The 15,898-nt window shown below is 60.4% G+C and carries 16 protein-coding genes; 11 read left to right on the top strand and 5 right to left on the bottom strand.

Translation table 11 applies throughout. From position 1 onward, the window contains the following. Positions 1-12 precede the first annotated feature (12 nt). Positions 13-1,563 (bottom strand): 2,3-bisphosphoglycerate-independent phosphoglycerate mutase, encoded by a 1,551-nt coding sequence (gene gpmI, locus ACUN8C_RS15515; protein WP_445620061.1) that lies wholly within the window; start codon positions 1,561-1,563, stop codon positions 13-15. Between the two features lie 282 nt (positions 1,564-1,845). Between gpmI and ACUN8C_RS15510 the strand changes: the two genes are divergently transcribed. The 4 genes from ACUN8C_RS15510 (at position 1,846) to poxB (ending at position 5,567) form a co-directional block, all read left to right on the top strand. Further along, a complete protein-coding gene (locus ACUN8C_RS15510; RefSeq protein WP_108842013.1) occupies positions 1,846-2,268 on the top strand; it encodes a rhodanese-like domain-containing protein in 423 nt (140 codons plus the stop codon). Between the two features lie 75 nt (positions 2,269-2,343). Next, entirely contained in the window at positions 2,344-2,811 is a 468-nt protein-coding gene (gene secB, locus ACUN8C_RS15505; protein WP_108841462.1) for a protein-export chaperone SecB, read from the top strand. A gap of 24 nt (positions 2,812-2,835) precedes the next feature. Further along, positions 2,836-3,558: a 16S rRNA (uracil(1498)-N(3))-methyltransferase gene (locus ACUN8C_RS15500; RefSeq protein WP_445620060.1), complete on the top strand. Its 723-nt coding sequence runs from the start codon at positions 2,836-2,838 to the stop codon at positions 3,556-3,558. A gap of 263 nt (positions 3,559-3,821) precedes the next feature. Beyond that, complete coding sequence (gene poxB, locus ACUN8C_RS15495) at positions 3,822-5,567, top strand: ubiquinone-dependent pyruvate dehydrogenase (RefSeq protein WP_445620059.1); 1,746 nt, start codon at positions 3,822-3,824, stop codon at positions 5,565-5,567. A 95-nt stretch (positions 5,568-5,662) separates the two neighbouring features. Here poxB and ACUN8C_RS15490 read toward each other — a convergent pair whose 3' ends face one another. Continuing rightward, complete coding sequence (locus ACUN8C_RS15490) at positions 5,663-6,796, bottom strand: alkene reductase (RefSeq protein WP_445620058.1); 1,134 nt, start codon at positions 6,794-6,796, stop codon at positions 5,663-5,665. 295 nt (positions 6,797-7,091) lie between these two features. Between ACUN8C_RS15490 and gshB the strand changes: the two genes are divergently transcribed. From gshB to ruvX, 3 genes are all read left to right on the top strand, one after another. Continuing rightward, positions 7,092-8,054, top strand: coding sequence for a glutathione synthase (gshB, locus tag ACUN8C_RS15485; RefSeq protein WP_445620057.1), 963 nt, complete (start codon positions 7,092-7,094; stop codon positions 8,052-8,054). A gap of 156 nt (positions 8,055-8,210) precedes the next feature. Then, complete coding sequence (locus tag ACUN8C_RS15480) at positions 8,211-8,768, top strand: YqgE/AlgH family protein (RefSeq protein WP_445620056.1); 558 nt, start codon at positions 8,211-8,213, stop codon at positions 8,766-8,768. Next, positions 8,761-9,228: a Holliday junction resolvase RuvX gene (gene ruvX / locus ACUN8C_RS15475; protein ID WP_445620055.1), complete on the top strand. Its 468-nt coding sequence runs from the start codon at positions 8,761-8,763 to the stop codon at positions 9,226-9,228. Before ACUN8C_RS15480 ends, ruvX begins: the two co-directional genes overlap by 8 nt. A gap of 27 nt (positions 9,229-9,255) precedes the next feature. On the opposite strand, the gene pyrB is transcribed toward ruvX, so the two are convergent. Beyond that, on the bottom strand, positions 9,256-10,311 hold the full coding sequence (gene pyrB, locus ACUN8C_RS15470) for an aspartate carbamoyltransferase (RefSeq protein ID WP_445620054.1): 1,056 nt from the start codon (positions 10,309-10,311) through the stop codon (positions 9,256-9,258). A 239-nt stretch (positions 10,312-10,550) separates the two neighbouring features. On the opposite strand from pyrB, the gene glsB reads away from it, so the two are divergent. Both glsB and ACUN8C_RS15460 read left to right on the top strand, forming a co-directional pair. Continuing rightward, entirely contained in the window at positions 10,551-11,474 is a 924-nt protein-coding gene (gene glsB / locus ACUN8C_RS15465; protein ID WP_445620053.1) for a glutaminase B, read from the top strand. Positions 11,475-11,627: 153 nt separating this feature from the next. Next, complete coding sequence (locus ACUN8C_RS15460) at positions 11,628-12,473, top strand: SDR family oxidoreductase (RefSeq protein WP_445620052.1); 846 nt, start codon at positions 11,628-11,630, stop codon at positions 12,471-12,473. A 29-nt stretch (positions 12,474-12,502) separates the two neighbouring features. Here ACUN8C_RS15460 and ACUN8C_RS15455 read toward each other — a convergent pair whose 3' ends face one another. After that, a complete protein-coding gene (locus tag ACUN8C_RS15455; protein ID WP_445620051.1) occupies positions 12,503-12,679 on the bottom strand; it encodes a hypothetical protein in 177 nt (58 codons plus the stop codon). A 272-nt stretch (positions 12,680-12,951) separates the two neighbouring features. Next, positions 12,952-13,728 (bottom strand): TatD family hydrolase, encoded by a 777-nt coding sequence (locus ACUN8C_RS15450; RefSeq protein ID WP_445620050.1) that lies wholly within the window; start codon positions 13,726-13,728, stop codon positions 12,952-12,954. Positions 13,729-13,948: 220 nt separating this feature from the next. Between ACUN8C_RS15450 and ACUN8C_RS15445 the strand changes: the two genes are divergently transcribed. Both ACUN8C_RS15445 and ACUN8C_RS15440 read left to right on the top strand, forming a co-directional pair. Next, positions 13,949-14,812, top strand: a complete 864-nt coding sequence (locus ACUN8C_RS15445) for an SDR family oxidoreductase (protein WP_445620049.1) — start codon at positions 13,949-13,951, stop codon at positions 14,810-14,812. A 180-nt stretch (positions 14,813-14,992) separates the two neighbouring features. After that, on the top strand, positions 14,993-15,850 hold the full coding sequence (locus ACUN8C_RS15440; protein WP_445620048.1) for an SDR family oxidoreductase: 858 nt from the start codon (positions 14,993-14,995) through the stop codon (positions 15,848-15,850). The last annotated feature ends 48 nt before the right edge of the window (positions 15,851-15,898 follow it).

Raw genomic sequence — 15,898 nt, 5'->3', positions numbered from 1 at the left:
AAAAGGCTCCGATCAGCTGTGGTCGATCAGCACGCGACCGGTCATTTCTTCCGGCGGGGTCTGTCCCATCATGGCCAGCAGCGTCGGCGCGATATCGCAAAGGCGCCCGCCTTCCGAGAGCGTTGCCTTGCGCTGACTGACGTAGACCAGCGGCACCTGGAAGGTGGTATGGGCCGTCTGCGGCTTGCCGGTATCGGGATCCACCATCTGCTCGGCGTTGCCGTGATCGGCGGTGACTAGACATTCGCCACCGGCGCGCTCGATCGCCTCGACCACGCGACCCAGACACTCATCGACGGCCTCTATGGCCTTTGTGGCCGCGGCCAGGTCGCCACTGTGGCCGACCATGTCGCCGTTGGCGTAGTTGCACACCACCAGATCAAAGCGGCCGGAATCGATGGCCTCGACCAGTTTGTCGGTCACCTCGAACGCGCTCATTTCCGGCTTTTCATCGTAGGTTTTCACATCGCGCGGTGAATTGACCAGGATGCGCTCTTCACCCTCATAGGTCTCTTCGCGTCCGCCCGAGAAGAAAAATGTCACATGGGCGTATTTCTCGGTTTCGGCGATGCGCAGCTGGGTCAGCCCCTTTGACGAGACATATTCGCCCAGGGTATTGGGCAGATCGCCCGGAGCAAAGGCCACCGGCACGCCCATGTCATCGGAGTACTGGGTCATGGTCACGAAATGCGTTTTCGGGGTGCGATCACGCTTGAAACCGTCAAAGCCCGGCTCGACCAGCGCGTGAGCGATTTCGCGGGCACGGTCGGCGCGGAAATTGGCAAACAACACCGCATCGCCATCCTCGATGGTGACCCGGTCATCATCACCGTCACGCAGGCTGGTGGCCGTCACGAATTCGTCGGTTTCATCGCGATCGTAGGCGGCCTGCAGGGCGCTTTCGACATCGCTTTCAACATGCTCGCCTTCACCGTTGACCATCAGCTGCCAGGCGGCCTGAACACGGTCCCAGCGATTGTCACGGTCCATGGCGTAAAAGCGCCCGATCATCGAGGCGACACGGCCCACGCCCAGTTTGCGCAGCAGGGCATCGGCGCGCTGAAGGCTTTCAAGCGCACTCTGTGGCGCGGTATCACGACCGTCGAGAAACGCATGGATATAGACCCGTTTCGCGCCGCGCGACTGCGCCAGTTCGGCCAGTGCCAAGATGTGGTCTTCATGACTGTGGACGCCGCCCGGTGACAGCAGGCCCAGCACGTGGACAGCACGGTCATCGCTGACGGCCTGGTCGATGGCATCGGTCAGGGCGGTGTTGTCGCCCAGCTCGTTGTCACGAATGGCCTTCGAAATCCGGGTCAGGCTCTGGTAGACGACACGCCCGGCGCCGAGGTTCATGTGGCCGACCTCGGAGTTGCCCATCTGGCCTTCGGGCAGGCCGACGTTTTCACCGTCGGTATTGATCAGGGTATGGGCGTAATCCGCCTGCAGCCGATCCATGACCGGTGTATTGGCGGCGGCCACGGCGTTGTTGGCCGATTCCGGATTATGGCCATAGCCATCGAGAATCAGCAGGGCGACGGGACGTGGTTGCGATGTGGACATGATTTCGCCTCGAGAACACGTACATGTAAGCCCCGATACCGGGTTGCGCTGCTGGCGTGTCGTCACGCAGCGAGGGCGCTATCAGGGCGTCGAAATGGTTGTCATCATAACCCAGCCGGTGCATGCCAGCATTGATCATCGGGGACGGACGACGGCCGGGTGCTTGTGTATACTGGGCGCGCGCCGGATTCCAGCTACCGAGCGGCTTCCCCGAACTCGCAGGGTAGACCAGGCATGACCGCGCGCCGAGCCATTTTAAACAACCAGGGTCAAGATATTTCCATGATCGATCAGCTGCTGGAGTTTGCCCAGAATCACCCCTTGCTGGTAGGCGCCTTTGTGGTGGTATTGCTGGCCTGGCTGGCCTTTGAATCCCGCCGCAGTGCGACCGGCGGTGTCAGCAGCGGTGAGGCGACCAGCCTGATCAACCGCGAGGACGCCATGGTCCTTGATATTCGCGAGATCAAGGAATTCAAGGCCGGCCATATCGCCGGTGCCATCAACGTGCCCGCTGACAAGCTCGACAACAACATGCAGCGCCTTGAAAAGCACAAGGAAAAGCCGATTATCGTGGTGGACAAGATGGGCCAGCACAGCGGCGCCGTGGTCACGAAGCTGCAAAAGGCCGGCTACAGTGGCGCCCGTCGACTCAAGGGCGGTCATTCACAGTGGGTGGCCGACAGCCTGCCTGTTGTGACACGCTGATATCACCTCTTCAAGCGATAGTTATTACCTGTTTAAAGCAGTAGTGATTACTTACTCACAGACCGGGAAACAAGCATGTCAGACAATAACGCCACCAGTGAGCAGGCCAATATCCAGTTCGCGCTGCAGCGCATTTACGTCAAGGACATTTCCTTTGAGGCGCCCAACTCGCCGGCGATCTTTCAGCAGCAGTTCAAGCCGCGGGTCAAGCTCGATGTCGACAACGGCCACAAGCTGATCAGCGAAGGCCTCTATGAAGTCAGCGTGCGGGTGACGGCTCACGTCTACAACGGTGACGAAGAGTCCACGGCATTTCTGGCCGAGGTTCAGCAGGCCGGTCTTTTTGCCATCTCGGGCCTCAGCGATGCCCAGCTTGATCACACGCTCGGCGCCTTCTGCCCCAACGTGCTGTTCCCCTATGCGCGTGAGTGCATCGACAATCTGGTCGGTCGTGGCACCTTCCCGGCACTGATGCTGTCCCCGGTCAACTTTGATGCGATCTACGCCCAGAAGCAGCAGGGCACGCCCCAGGCTGACGCCTGATGCGTCAGGGTCGCGAGTAACCTTATGCGCATTTACGTACCTCAGAAGCTCAGGCCCGGCAACACGCTAAGACTGCCTGACGCCGCAGCCCACCATGTGGCCCGCGTCATGCGCCGCCGTGAAGGCGATGCTCTGGTGCTGTTTGATGGCAAGGGCAGCGAAGTGAATGCTCACATCGTGGCGGTCTCAAAGCGCGGCGATGTGCAGGTCACGCTTGGGCAGCCCCTGCCGGTACTGCCCGAGTCGCCACTGGCCGTGCATCTGGGGCTGGCGGTAGGCAAGGGTGATCGGATGGATTTCGCCATCCAGAAGTCGGTCGAGCTGGGGGTTGCCGCCATCACACCGCTCTACACCGAGTTTGGTGATGTGCGGCTCAAGGTTGAGCGGGCGCAGAAAAAGCGTGATCACTGGCAGGCCGTGGCCGTCAATGCCTGTGAGCAGTGTGGCCGTGCGACCGTGCCCGTCATCCATCCGCCCGTCGCGCTCAATGACTGGCTGGCAGACCGGCAGGAGCCGCTCAGGCTGGTGCTGCATCCCTATGGCGCCACCGAGGCCATGAGTGATGGCGCTTTTGAAGACGCGGCCCTGTTGATCGGCCCTGAAGGGGGCCTGAGCGATCAGGAGGTTGCTGCCGCTCACGCGCATCAATTCACCTCCTGGATCATCGGGCCACGCATCCTGCGCATGGAAACGGCCCCGATTGTGGCCCTGTCACTGCTGCAGGCGCGCTTTGGCGATTTTGCCTGAGCGCTGTTCCTTCCCCTGATGGTGTCTTCATGTTTTCGGGTACGTACCGCAACGGTGCGTACCCGATTCTGTTTTCCGGCCTGCCGCTGGTTTAATCTGCCCTCCATAGCGCCTGTGTATTGGCAGAAATCGCCGTGAGCGTCTGTAATGACGGCCAGGTTTATTGAACCAAAGTTTAACGATCGGCCGGCCGGCGATCGCCATGACATGACGTGTGGCGCGGGCTGCCTGCCGGTTCTGTCAGCCACCACAGGGAGTGTTTCATGGCCGACTATAGTGTTGCCGACATGCTGGTACGCACGCTTTCGCGTGCCGGGGTGGAAAATATCTGGGGTCTGCCGGGAGATTCGCTCAACGGTTTGACCGAAAGCCTGCGCCGGCAGGAGACCATCACCTGGCGCGGCGTGCGCCATGAAGAGGTGGCCGCCCTTGCCGCCAGTGGTGAAGCCGAGGCGCGCAGCGGCCTGACCGTCTGCGCCGGCTCCTGCGGGCCCGGCAACACGCACCTGATCAATGGCCTTTTCGAGGCCAAACGGGCGCACACGCCGATGCTGGCGATCGCCGCTCAGATCCCGTCCAGTGAAGTGGGCCTGGGGTATTTTCAGGAGACCCATCCCGAGCAGCTGTTCAAGGAGTGCAGCGACTACTGCGAGCTGATCTCCAACCCGTCCCAGGCGCAGCGCGTGATCGAAACCGCCATGCGCACGGCGATTCTGGAAAAGAGCGTGGCCGTGATCGTCATCTCGGGAGACGTGGCGCTCTCACCTGCCGTTGAGCAGAAGATGCAGTGGAGCACGCCGGTCGCGCCCGTGACGGTGCCCCCCGAGCCCGAACTCGAGGAGCTGGCCGAACTGCTCAACGACAGCAAAAACGTGGCCATGCTCTGCGGCGCAGGCTGCGCCGGCGCCCACGATGAGGTGATCGCCCTGGCCGAGCGCCTCAAGGCGCCCATCGTGCACGCGCTGCGCGGCAAGTCGCATCTTGAATATGACAATCCCTATGATGTCGGCATGACCGGTCTGATCGGCTTCAGCTCGGGCTATCACGCGCTCAAGGAGTGTGATTTTCTGATCATGCTGGGCACCAGCTTCCCCTACCGGGATTTCTTTCCGGAGCACGGGCGCATCGTGCAGATTGATCTGCGTCCCGGCCATCTGGGCCGGCGCAGCACGTTGCTCAAGGGGCTGGTCGGTGACGTGAAGGCCAGTCTTGAGGCACTGCTGCCCCGCCTTGAGGAGAAAACCGATCGCACCTTCCTCGACAAGGCGCAAAAGCACTATCAAAAGGCGCGTGAAGATCTGGACGAACTGGCCGTGCCGGCTGCCGAGGGCAAGCCGCTGCATCCGCAGTATCTGACCGCTCGCGTCAGTGCGCTGGCCGCCGAAGATGCCTGGTTTACCGCCGAGGTGGGCACGCCCACCGTCTGGGCGGCGCGCTATCTGAAGATGAACGGCAAGCGGCATCTGACCGGCTCGTTCATGCATGGCTCCATGGCCACGGCCATGCCTCAGGCGATGGGGGCTCAGGTTGCCCAGCCGGGGCGTCAGGTGATTTCGCTGTCCGGTGATGGTGGCATCAACATGCTGATGGGCGATCTGATCACGCTTGCCGAGCAGAAGCTGCCGGTCAAGGTCATCATCTACAACAACTCGACGCTGGGCTTTGTGGCCATGGAGATGAAGGCCGCCGGCTACGTGGATGAGGTGACTGATCTGCCCGGCACCGATTATGCCCGTCTGGCCGAGGCGCTCGGGATCAAGGGGCTGACGGTCTCAAGCTCGGAGCAGCTCGATGGCGCGCTCGAGGAAGCCTTTGCCCATGATGGCCCGGTCATTGTCGATGTGAAGGTGGCCAAACAGGAGCTTTCCATGCCGCCGACCATTGAGGCCGCGCAGGCGAAGGGCTTTAGCCTTTATATGTTGCGCGCGGTCATGAGCGGGCGCGGTGATGAGGTGATGGACCTGGCCGATACCAACTGGCTCAGCCGGCTTGGCCGCAAGAAGAAATAGGCATGCATTGCAAGTGAGTACTTGCTCACTTGTTTGCACGTGACAAAAAAAGCCCCGGCATTGCCGGGGCTTTTTGCGTGATCGCCCTCGGGCGATCAGCCCTTCTTGTCGATCAGTTCCTGACGCGCCTTGCGGGCCTGCTCTTCCTCATACGTCGGAAAGTCGACATAGCCGCGCGCATCGCCACCGTAAAAGGTGGACGGATCAAACTCGGCCAGCGGCCAGCCGTTTTTCATGCGCTCGACCAGATCGGGGTTCGAGGTATAGATGCGGCCAAATACTGGCAGATCGATGGTGCCGTCATTGACCAGCTTTTCGGCCTCGGCCTGGTCGAGATTGCCGGCCAGCAGCAGATTGCCCTTATAGGTGTCACGAAACTGCTTGAGATAGTCACGCGGCATCGGCGACATGCCCTGGCCACCCTGATCATGCAGGTGCACGTAGGAAATTCCGCGCTTGTTGAACTCGCGTGCCAGATACAGATAGGTCTCGCCGTTGTCGTCGTACTCCGGCATGTCAAACAGCGTGCCATGCGGTGACAGGCGCACACCGACGCGATGGGCACCGATCAGCGCGCTGACCTCATCGACCACTTCCATCAGCAGGCGACAGCGGTTTTCACGCGAGCCGCCGTACTGGTCATCACGGTCGTTGACGCCGGGATTGAGAAACTGCTCGAAGAGATAGCCGTTGGCCCCGTGAATCTCGACGCCATCAAAGCCTGCCTCGCGCGAATTGACGGCGGCCTGGGCGAAATCGCGCACGATCTCGCGCACCTCAGCAGTTTCAAGCCGGCGCGGGGTGCTGGCCTTGAGCATGTCGGGCGTGCCCTGCTCGTTATAGCCAAAGGCCATGCCGCCGGGCTTGTCACTCGGGCCGACCGGAGCGGCGCCTGCGATCTGTACCGAGGTGTGCGAGACGCGCCCCACGTGCCAGATCTGGGCGAAGAAGACCCCGCCGCGCTCGTGAACGGCACGGGTGGCCTTTTTCCAGCCCTCGATCTGGTCCGGACCATAGATGCCCGGGTTATACAGATAGCCCGTGCCCTGGCGTGATACCGGTGTGCCTTCGGAAATGATCAGCCCGGCGCTGGCGCGCTGGCGGTAATAGGTCGCCCCCAGCTCGGTCGGGATATCTCCCGGTGCGCGCGAGCGGGTCATGGGTGCCATGACAATCCGGTTATCAAGCTGAATGCCGGCGAGGTCAAAGCGTTCAAAAAGTGATGACATAAAATCCTCTCTGCGAAACGGCTGGACGCTGTGTTTAATAAATCAGGTTTAGTAAAACCGCGTTCAGTAAAATCGGGTTTTAACAAAACCGTGTTCCAGCGATGTCCTGTTGTACGAAAGTCTAGTCGATCAATCACGCTGTCCTGATAGTTTTCAACCATGCCTGCGATTGGAAAGAACAACCCGGCCTGCAGGCACCCGGCCGGTTCGGCCATGGTCGAAGGATGAGGCTTGCGTCATACTGGCGCGATTGATGGCCGCCATAACATCACCCGGCCGTGTTCTGGAGTTTTAAATGAGTGAACGTGCATTGAAGATTGCGGTGGTCATGGACCCCATCGCCAATATTGCCTGGAAAAAGGATTCGACGCTGGCCATGCTGTGGGCGGCCAGCCGGCGTGGCCACACGCTTTACTATCTTGAGCCGGGTGATCTTTACCTCAAAAATGGCCGCGCGATGGGGCGTCTGCGCACCCTTGAGGTGTTCGAAAACGACCCCGAGCATTACTACACCCTGGGTGAGGTCGAAGCCGGACCGCTGTCGGAGATGGATGTGATCCTGATGCGTCAGGACCCGCCGGTAGATGTCAATTTCACCAATGCCGTCCACCTTCTGGGCTTTGCCGAGCGTGAAGGCGTGCTGGTGGTCAACCCGACACAGGCGCTTTTGACCTGTAACGAAAAGCTCTATGCCCAGCAGTTTCCTCAGTGTCTGGTGCCCAGCGTCGTCTCCTGCAACGACCGTGTCCTGCGTGAGTTTCATGCCGAGCAGGGCGACACCATCTTCAAGCCGCTGGATGGCATGGGCGGCACCGGCATCTTTCACATCGCCCCTGATGGTCGCAACATCGGTGCGGTAATCGAGCAGCTGACCCAGCGCGGCACCGAACAGATCATGGCGCAGCGCTATATTCCCGAGATCAAAAAGGGTGATACCCGCATCCTGCTGATCGACGGCGAACCAGTGCCCTACGGTCTGGCCCGCATTCCCTCTGCCGGTGAAGTGCGCGGCAATCTGGCCGCCGGTGGCCGTGGAGAGGCGCGTGAACTGACCGCTCGCGACTACTGGCTGGTCGATCAGGTCAAGGACTCCATCAAGTCGCTGGGACTGATCTTTGTCGGCCTGGATGTGATCGGGGATTACATCACCGAAATCAACGTCACCAGCCCCACCTGTGTGCGTGAAATTGATGCCCAGAAGGGCACCGATATCGCCGGTCTGCTGATGGATGCCATCGAGCGCCGCTTCCCCTCGTGAGGTGTTGACGTCACGCCGGCCTGCCAGTGTTACCATGCATCCATTCACCGCCGCCGGCGAACAGATAACGGCGGCGGCCGTCATCTCATGACTCACCTGATGCGCGCCTCTGCCTTCCAGCAGGGGCGCGTGGCTGCGTTACTTTTCTGGAGGCCCATGCAAGGCTTACGCGATCACTTTCTCATGGCGATGCCCCATCTCGAAGATGAAAACTTTGCGGGCTCGCTGACCTACATCTGCGACCACGATGATAACGGCACGCTGGGGCTTAAACTCAATCAGCCCATGGAGCTGACGCTGGAAGCGCTTTTCGAGCAGCTCGAAATCGATGCCAGCGAGTGCACGTCGCTGGATACGCCAGTACTCGATGGCGGTCCGGTACATCGCGAACGCGGTTTTATTCTGCACTCGGGCAGCCCCGAGCACTGGGATTCCAGCATTCGCACCGGTGAAAATCGGGCGCTGACCACCTCAATGGACATCCTGCATGCCATTGCGGCCGGCAAGGGTCCCGAGCAGTTTCTGGTCTGTCTGGGATGCGTGGGCTGGGAGCCCGAACAGCTGGCCCAGGAGATCAAGGACAATACCTGGCTGACCGTGGAAGGCAGCGATGAGGTGCTCTTTCGCACGCCCGCGCCGGCGCGTCTTGAAACCGCTGCGGGGCATCTGGGAGTTGATCTGAATCTGCTCTCGCGTGAGGCCGGGCATGGCTGAAACGCCCGGCCAGCGACTGGTGCTGGCGTTTGATTTTGGGGTGCGGCGCATTGGTGTGGCCGTCGGCAATGAGCTGCTGGGCTCGGCCACGGCGCTGGACCCGTTGATGGCGCGTGACGGCATGCCTGACTGGAACGTGATCGCACGTCTGATCAAGGAATGGCAGCCCGACGTTTTCGTGGTCGGGCTGCCGCTCAACATGGACGATACCGAGTCCGAGATGAGCCTGCGGGCGCGCAAGTTCGGCAAGCGGCTGCACGGACGCTTTGGCAAACCGCTGGAGATGTTCGATGAGCGCGGCACGACCCGGGCGGCCAAGGCCATTGCCCGTGAAGAGGGCCATCGCGGCAACTATCGCGAGCACGGTGTCGACGGCATCGCCGCCGAACTGATCCTCACCGGCTGGTTTGAGCAGCAGGCCGGTGTTGCCCGCCTCGAAATGCCCAGACCCCGCCAGTAAGCGTCCTGCCGCCCGGGCAGGGCAGATTTACCCCTTCTGGCCGTGCGGCCCGCTTGTCAGCAGCGCATCATCGACCCCCACCTGGTGCGGCGGCTTCCAGCCCACGTCCCTGAGACCCCGGTCAAAGGTGTCCTCCACGCCCATGAGCGTGGCAAAGATCGCCATGCGCACCGGAATGCCGTTGTCGGTCTGGCGAAAGATGGCCAGTCGCGGGTCGCCGTTAAGATCCACGTTGAGGTCATTGGCGCCGGGGCGGCTGTCGCGCGGCAGCGGATGCATCGCGATGGTATGGGTGCTGCAGCGCTGATCCAGAAAGGCGCGGTCGACACTGAAATCGCTCGACAGACTGAAGCCTTCCACCATCTCCTGGGTAAAGCGCTCCTTTTGAATCCGCGTGGCATAGACCACGTCAACGTCGCTGTAATCGGCCTGCAGGGTATCGCGCTGTTGCACCCGGTGACCGGCATTCTCGGCCCGGTCGATCAGCTCGAACGGCATTTCGAGGCCCGGCGGGGACACCAGCGTGATCTGCATCGGCGGATAAAGGGCCAAAAGCTTCAGCAGAGAGTGCACGGTACGCCCGTACTTCAGATCGCCGGTCAGCAGCAGGTGCGCGCCGGGCAGTGCCTTGCCGATCCGCTCGAACTCCTTGTTGATGGTGTAGAGATCCAGCAGCGCCTGGCTTGGGTGTTCGCCCGGGCCATCGCCGCCGTTGATGACCGGCACATGGGTCGCCGCGGCAAATTCTGCCACCGAGCCGAGATCGGGGTGGCGCATGACAATGGCATCGACATAGCCGCTGATCACGCGGCTGGTGTCATAGAGAGACTCGCCCTTGGCCATCGAGGAGAAGGTGAAGCCGGTGGTGTCACAGACGCTGCCGCCCAGGCGACTGAAGGCCGAGTGAAAGCTCATGCGCGTGCGGGTACTGGCCTCGAAAAAGAGATTGCCCAGCACGGCCCCCTCCAGTACCCGGGTAATCTTCTGGCGCTGGGCGATGGGCTCCATGCGCCGCGCCACGTGAAAGAGATGATCGACGTAGTCGCGGGACAAATTATCAACGGACAACAGATGGGCACTCATGGCACTCGCCTCTGGCTGGGAGGGACAAAGCCGCCACAGCAGCCGCTGTGGGGCGTCAACGCGCGCTAGTGTAGCGCGACAGGCCCTTGCCCTTCATCGGGGTCAGGCAGGGCAATGACGCTTTTTGAGCTCGCTGGCCGGATGTGACACGACAGGATGGGCGCGAACCGGCCGGCGCGATACACTGCGCTCGCTTTTTCCACCAGGGCGACAGCCCGGCGTCAGGACGGTCATGACACATGCAGGCACTGCTGGAATCCATTCTCGATGAGGTGCGCCCGCTGCTCGGTCAGGGGCACGTGGCAAGTTATATCCCGGCGCTGTCAGGCGTTGATCCCCATCAGCTCGGCATTGCCATGCTCGGCACCGATGGCGCGCTCTATCAGGCGGGTGACGCCGAAACGCCCTTCTCGATTCAGAGCATTTCCAAGGTGTTCAGTCTGGTGCAGGCCATCTCGCATGCCGGAGAAAACCTCTGGGAGCGGCTGGGGCACGAACCCTCGGGGCAGGCGTTCAACTCGATGGTACAGCTCGAGTTCGAGAAGGGGCGCCCACGCAATCCCTTTATCAATGCCGGCGCGCTGGTGATCGCCGACATCAATCAGTCGCGCTACGCCGCCCCGATTCTGTCCATGCGGGATCTGGTGCGTCGGCTGACCGACAATGTTCAGATCATCTCTGACCGGGCCGTGGCCGACTCCGAATATCAGTATCGGGCGCGCAATGCGGCCATGGCCTATCTCATGCAGTCCTTTGGCAACTTTCACAATGACGTGGACGAAGTGCTCAAAAGCTATTTCCACCACTGCGCGCTGAGTGCCAGCTGCGTGGATCTGGTGCGCGGCTTTTCCTTTCTGGCCAATAGCGGGCGCTGCCTGCACAGTGGCGAATCCATCCTGACGCCACGCCAGGCCCAGCAGGTCAATGCCATCATGGCCACCAGTGGGCTTTATGACGAGGCGGGCAACTTTGCCTATCGCGTGGGCCTGCCCGGCAAAAGCGGAGTGGGCGGCGGGATTGTGGCTGTGGTGCCGGGGCGCTACAGCATCTGCGTGTGGTCCCCGGCACTCAATGCCAGCGGCAATTCGCTGGTGGGCATGGCGGTGCTGGAAAAGCTCAGTGAACGTATCGGCTGGTCGGTGTTTTCACCGCTTTCCTGTTGAGTCACTTCTGAAAGACCCGATGTCCATGGATGGCTCCGAGTCTTTTCTCAAACCCTTCTTGAACGCTTCACAGGGCGCTCTACGCTTGGAGAGACGCGCGCCGGGCCGTGCCCGGCGAAAAGATTGATCCATGTTTCAAAAGGAGTTTGAACAGTGGCCAATTCAACCGAGGCACCCCAGTCACAGCCGGGTGATGAATACCGCATGGACCCGAAGCCCGAATATATTCGGGCCGGTTATCAGGGCACCGGCAAGCTCAAGGGCAAGGTCGCCCTGATAACCGGCGGCGACAGCGGCATCGGTCGCGCGGTGGCCGTGCATTACGCCCGCGAAGGCGCCGATGTGGCGATTGCCTACCTTGAAGAAGACCGCGACGCCGAGGATACCCGGGCGCTGGTCGAGGCCGAAGGGCAGCGCTGCGTGGTCATGAAAGGGGATGTCGGCAGCCCCGAGTTCTGCCGCGAGATCGTGGAAAAGACGGTCACTGAGCTGGGCGGGCTCAACATCCTGGTCAACAACGCCGCCGAACAGCACGACTGGGACGATATCACCCAGATTCCCGATGAGCAGATCGAGCGCACCTTTCGCACCAACATCTTCAGCCACTTCTATACGGTCAAGCAGGCACTGGCGCACATGGAGGCGGGCGATAGCATTATCGAGACGTCATCGATCAATGCCTTCAAGGGCAACGACACGCTGATCGACTACACCGCCACCAAGGGGGCCATTCAGGGCTTCATGCGCTCGATGGCCATGTCGCTGGTCGAACGCGGCATTCGCGTCAATGCCGTCGCCCCCGGGCCGGTCTGGACACCGTTGATTCCAGCCACCATGGATGAAGAAAAGGTGAAAGGTTTTGGCGGACAGGTCCCCATGAACCGTGTGGGCCAGCCCAGCGAGATGGCACCGGCGTATGTCTATCTGGCCTGTGAGGAATCTTCCTACATGAATGGCCAGACCATCCACCTCAATGGCGGCGTTATCCTTAATACGTAACGATATTACATAAATTACGTTAAATGGCCTCAGGCTCGCGCTATTTCCCATGGCGCGGGCTTTTTTACGCCGTATGCTAGCGCTCTCTTTTCTGTATTACGGATACGTTCCTGCCCATTGAATGATGTGTCCGTCAGCATGTTTCGGTCGATCTGAACGACAATATTGTCGTTCACTTCGCAGACGATGGCGTTTTTATCTGTCATAGGCATTTCCAGTTCAAAAATGCTGTGCCAGCCATTTAGCCAGACACTGTTTTTCCTGACGAATCTTTTTGGCATTCCATAAATCGAAAGAACTGCTTGTTTTTTGTTCAGATCAAATTTTGACCAATCAAGATTTTATCAAATAGATATATTATTACGTAATTTATTTGATAATGGTTTCGGAGCAGGCCGACCTGGTGCGCTGCCATCGCTGCTCTTGCAGCGACCATCACGATCTGGCGGCTTCGGCCCTCATCTGGTGACCCGGTGAGTCAGAGGCCAAACAGCCTGCGGGTATTGCCTCGGATGGTGTCGGCAATCTCTTCGGGAGACTCCCTGCGAATCTCGCACAGGCACTGCCAGATGTTATGGATCCGTTCGGGCCGATTGGGCTCGCCCTGAAACCCCTGTACGGGCATGTCCGGTGAATCCGTTTCCAGCAGCAGCGAAGAGAGCGGCAGGCGCGCCAGGGTGCGGCGGGTCTTTGAAGCACGCTCGTAGGTCATTGTCCCGCCCACGCCAATGAAGTACCCCGCCTTGATAAAGGCCAGTGCCTGCTGTTCGCTGCCGGCAAAACCATGGACCACACCACGCCTGGGCAGGTCGAGGCGTCTCAGATGCATGGCAAGCTTGTCGTGGGTGCGGCGCGAATGCAGGATCACCGGCAGGTCATGGCGGCGGGCGAGGCGCAGCTGGGCCTCCAGCAGAGCCTCCTGTCGATCAAATTGAGGGTTATCGATAAAGAGATCCAGACCGATTTCGCCGATGGCCACCAGCTTGTCGGGACGTTTTTCAAGCCAGGCCTCCAGCTGCTCTAGATGCTCGTTTTCGAACTCATGAATGGCCATGGGATGCACGCCGAGGGCGGCATATACCGGCGCATGATGCTCGGCCAGCGCCATCACGCCTTCAAAGCGCTCCGCCGTAACACCAACAGCGATAATTTTTTCCACACCGGCCGCCTCCGCCTGCTTCAGGCTTTGCGCCTCATTGCCGCAAAAGGGCGGAAAATCAAAGTGGCAGTGGGTATCCACGAACCCTGGGGTCATGTCATCGCTCCAGTCGTCGGTTCATTCGTGCCTGGCGTTGATTCCAGGACCCTGTCATGGCGCAGTGTAGCGCCCTGTGGCGAAGGATGAATTGCACGGTGTGCAGAGGCGTCTACGCTTTAGACATTCGTCGCAATACGCTGATCGCAGGACGCTGATGAGCGTGTTCACATTTGGACGCGTGGCTTTGACCACTTTAATGACAGGGAGCGTGACCGTCATGGCAAAACAGATTCCCCCGCAGAAGCAGAACCGTCAGCCCGGCGTTGAAGGCGAAATGACGCCGCCGGCCGAGTTCATGCATCCCGACTATCGCGGCAGCGGCAAGATGCAGGACCTGGTGGCCATCATTACCGGCGGTGATAGCGGTATCGGTCGCGCCGCAGCCGTGCATTTCGCCCGCGAAGGCGCCGATGTGGCCATCATGTACCTTGATGAGCACGAGGACGCCAAAGCCACGAAGAAGATGATTGAAGCTGAAGGCCGCCGGGCGCTGCTGATCGCCGGTGACGTGGCCGATGCCGATTTTTGCCGCAGCGCGGTGCAGCAGACCGTTGATACCTTCGGCAAGCTGGATGTGCTGGTCAACAATGCCGCTCAGCAGGTGCTGCATGACCGCCCCGAAGAGACCTCGGATGAAGAATGGCGGCGCACCTTCGACGTCAATATTCACGGCTACTTCTACATGGCCAAGGCCGCCCTCCCGCATCTGCGTGAGACGAAGGGTGCGGTCATCAATACCACCTCCGTCAACGCCTTTGCCGGTAATGCCAACCTGCTGGCCTACACCACCACCAAGGGCGCCAATGCAGGCTTTACCCGCGCACTGTCAAAAATGTGTGTCGGTGACGGCATTCGCGTCAATCAGGTCGCGCCCGGCCCGATCTGGACGCCTCTGATTCCCTCCACCATGGGCCAGTTTGACGAGAGTCTGGTCGAGGACTTTGGCAGCCAGTCGCCCATGGGGCGCGCCGGCCAGCCGGCCGAGCTGGGCCCGGCCTATGTCTATCTGGCCTGTCGCGACAGCAGCTATGTGACCGGCCAGACCATCCACGTCAACGGCGGCATGATCGTCAACGGTTGATCGCGCACCCTGCAGGTCTTGTGGACCTTCTCTTTTAGAGTACCTGGAGTTTCAGAGAACCTGAGTTTCACAGTACGTAGTGTGTGTTCCCTCACGGGCCGTCGCGAACAGCCCCCACCTGCCGGCAGACGAGCCTCGTGTCTGCCGGTGGCGTGCCATCTGAAAAAGGAGATTTCGAACATGGCAGATCAGTTTCCGGCACAGTCACAGGATCGTCAGCCCGGCCTTGAGCATAAGATGACGCCGGCACCCGAGATCATTCGTGCCGACTACCGCGGCAGCGGCAAGCTTGAAGGTAAAAAGGCGATTATTACCGGCGGTGACAGCGGTATCGGTCGCAGCGCCGCGGTGCATTTTGCCCGCGAAGGTGCCGATGTGGCCGTGATGTATCTTGATGAGCATGACGACGCCAAAGAGACAAAACGCCTGATCGAAGCCGAAGGTCGCCAGGCGCTGTTGATCAGCGGCGACGTGCGCGACAGCGACTTTTGCCAGCAGGCCGTCGAACAGGTGTTAAAGGCCTTTGGCGAGATCAATATTCTGGTCAACAACGCCGCCGTACAGGTGGTGCGTCAGGATATTGCCGATATCCCGGATGATGAGTGGCGTGAAACGTTTGACGTTAACATCCACGGCTACTTCTACATGGCAAAGGCCGTGCGCCCGCATCTCAAGGCCGGGGACAGCATTATCAATACGACCTCGATCAATCCCTTCATCGGTAACGCCATGCTGATGGCCTACACCTCGACCAAGGGCGCGATCACCGGGTTCACCCGCTCGCTGTCAGAGTCGCTGATCAAGGAGGGCATTCGGGTCAACGAAGTGGCCCCCGGTCCGATCTGGACGCCGATTCAGCCCTCTACCATGGGCCGTTTTGATCCGACCCTCATGGAAACGCTGGGTGAGAAAATGCCGATGGGGCGTGCCGGTCAACCCAGCGAGCTTGGGCCCGCCTATGTCTTTCTGGCCTCAAAGGACGCCTCCTATATCAGCGGCCATTCGCTGCACATCAACGGCGGCGCGATCATTAACTAGAGCGCCTTTGTCCACCAGGGTGCTGCGCTGCAGACGTTAAAAACCGCC

This window comes from Kushneria sp. Sum13, assembly GCF_052692355.1.
This window is presented reverse-complemented; position numbering and strand designations above follow the sequence as displayed.